The organism is Streptomyces sp. NPDC002130, assembly GCF_040296465.1.
Classification (GTDB): domain Bacteria; phylum Actinomycetota; class Actinomycetes; order Streptomycetales; family Streptomycetaceae; genus Streptomyces.
Genome location: NZ_JBEOXI010001047.1, coordinates 1 through 1,191, shown reverse-complemented (window position 1 = coordinate 1,191; position 1,191 = coordinate 1). Strand labels below are relative to the sequence as shown.

General features: G+C 63.6%; 3 protein-coding genes. 2 read left to right on the top strand and 1 reads right to left on the bottom strand.

The genetic code is table 11. From position 1 onward, the window contains the following. Nucleotides 1–75 precede the first annotated feature (75 nt). Both ABT116_RS48245 and ABT116_RS48240 read left to right on the top strand, forming a co-directional pair. On the top strand, nt 76–528 hold the full coding sequence (locus ABT116_RS48245; RefSeq protein ID WP_298774571.1) for a DUF6325 family protein: 453 nt from the start codon (nt 76–78) through the stop codon (nt 526–528). Beyond that, the gene (locus ABT116_RS48240) at nt 525–809 is read left to right on the top strand and encodes an SHOCT domain-containing protein (RefSeq protein ID WP_095969406.1); all 285 of its coding nucleotides are present in this window, start codon (nt 525–527) and stop codon (nt 807–809) included. The genes ABT116_RS48245 and ABT116_RS48240 overlap by 4 nt, the downstream gene beginning before the upstream one ends. A gap of 1 nt (nt 810) precedes the next feature. Here ABT116_RS48240 and ABT116_RS48235 read toward each other — a convergent pair. After that, the coding region (locus ABT116_RS48235; protein WP_351647855.1) for a nitroreductase family protein at nt 811–1,191 on the bottom strand (381 nt) is incomplete at its 5' end.

Below are 1,191 nucleotides of genomic sequence, written 5' to 3'. Positions count from 1 at the left end.
ATTCCGGCCGGGCGCATGCCCAACGAAGTACCTGCTCTGGAAGAACCGCAACCCACGAAGGGCAAGAAGTAACCGATGTCCAACCCAGACCAGTTCGGCCCCATCGAATACGTAGCCGTCGAGTTTCCCAGCGGTGCACCGACCTCCGCGGGATTCGAGCAGCTGCTCACTCTCGTCGACTCCGGAGCGATCCGCATCCTCGACCTCGAGTTCGTCACCAAGGCCGCCGACGGATCGGTATCCGTCGTACCGGCCTCCACCTTCGAACTCGAAGATTTCGATCTGGCGCAGTTCGACGGCGCTGCCTCCGGACTGCTCGACGCCGGCGACATCGCTGCCGTTGGTGACGAGTTGGCCGCCGGAAGTGTTGCCGCCCTACTCGTCTACGAGGAACTGGCCATACTGCCTGCCATCGATGCCTGGACACGCAGCGGCGCAAAGGTTGTCACCGAAGGTCACCTGAGCTTGGACGAACTGGCTGATGCACTCGACAACACCGCACCGGAAAATACGGAGAAGGACGCATGAGTTTCTTGAGGCGAGCCGGCCGGGTAGCCGTCGCGAGCTCCATTCACGGCAATGTTCAGCGCCGTCAGCGGACCCGTTGGGCCGCCGAAGATCAGGCTCGCGCAGCCCAGGCCCAGCCGGTGCCGCCGATTCCGGATCTACCGCCCCTGCCGCCGCAGGCAGCCCCGACAGCGTCGATGGACGCGAAGATCGAACAGCTCACCAAGCTGGGCGAACTCAAGAACGCCGGCGTATTGACGGACGCCGAGTTCGAGACCCAGAAGGCGCGCATTCTCGCCTGAACTAGCCGGGCCGCCCGAGGGCAAAAGCCATGACGGGAAGCTGCGTCGTCGCGAGATTCAACAGAGATGCCACTCGCGGATCGGTGAATCCTGCGATGGCACAGCCCACAAGTCCCATCGCCTCGGTCACCAGGTACAGATTCTGAACCAGCACACCGGCATCCACGTGCATCGTGCGGTAGTGCCGCATCGCATACTTCTCGAGCGGTGCTTCCGCGTCGGCGACCACGAACAGAAGAACCGGGAACACGTCGACGAACTCGGGTTGGAGAAGGCTCGCACGAAGGTGCTCTCGTACGTCGCCCAGCCGGACAGCTTCGGCGCGGTCCGGGGCGTATCGGTACACCCCGACTCCGAGCGGATCACTGGGCTGGGTGACAAC

What these genes read in the sequence shown, in the direction of transcription:
- ABT116_RS48245 (WP_298774571.1), top strand. Translation starts at nt 76, where the DNA reads ATGTCCAACCCAGACCAGTTCGGCCCCATCGAATACGTAGCCGTCGAG.
- ABT116_RS48240 (WP_095969406.1), top strand. Translation starts at nt 525, where the DNA reads ATGAGTTTCTTGAGGCGAGCCGGCCGGGTAGCCGTCGCGAGCTCCATT.